This is a genomic window from Hymenobacter crusticola, from assembly GCF_002154225.1.
In the GTDB taxonomy this organism is placed as follows: Bacteria; Bacteroidota; Bacteroidia; order Cytophagales; family Hymenobacteraceae; genus Hymenobacter; species Hymenobacter crusticola.
The window spans coordinates 1-772 of sequence record NZ_MTSE01000119.1; the positions used below are offsets into that span (position 1 = coordinate 1).

The window sequence follows — 772 nt, forward strand, 5'->3', positions numbered from 1 at the left end:
CTGGGCCCTTGTTTTTTCCCCTCCTACACTCACTCTATGAAGCAACCGCTACGATTATTTATTGCTTGGGCTTTCTTATGGTTATTGCTGCCTATTAGGGCCTTGCTCGCGCAGACTACTACCTTTTCCTACACGGGCGCTCCGCAGCAGTATACGGTACCCGCTGGTGTAACACGCCTCCAAGTCACGGCGTCTGGCGCGGGTGGTGGACGCTTTGGCAACAGCACCACGGCGGCAATAACAGGAGGCCAGGTTCAAGCAATCCTAACGGTTACACCGGGCGAAACACTTACGGTTGTCGTAGGAGGACAAGGCAAAGCGGATGCCGTAACGAACGAGGGTGGCTACAACGGCGGCGGTAAAGGCAATGGCAGCGCTGGTGCCGGTGGCGGCGCTACCGAGCTACGTCGTGCGACCTCCGTAGGCTCTACCGGCGATTATCTTACGGCCCGTAACGCCCTCATCGTAGCCGGTGGTGCCGGTGGCAACGACCAGAATGCTATTGGCGGGGCGGGCGGTAATCCCACGGGCAAGAACGGCACAGTAGCAGCCGGTGACTCACAACCGGGCCTAGGTGCTACGCAGACGGCACCGGGCAATGGAGCAGTAGCCGCCACCACGAACCAAGGTGGCGAGGGTTCATTCGCCGGCGGTGGCGGCGGTGGCTACTATGCTGGTGGCGGCGGTGTTGCTGGCTCGGGTGCCGGTGGCGGCGGCGGCTCTTCGTGGGTGATGCCAACGGGTAGCAGCAACATTAGCTACAGCACCGCTC

1 protein-coding gene is annotated in these 772 nt (G+C 61.1%); it reads left to right on the plus strand.

Annotated elements, in window-relative coordinates:
* Positions 1 to 36 precede the first annotated feature (36 nt).
* The coding region (locus tag BXP70_RS29130; protein WP_086597613.1) for a glycine-rich protein at positions 37 to 772 on the plus strand (736 nt) is incomplete at its 3' end.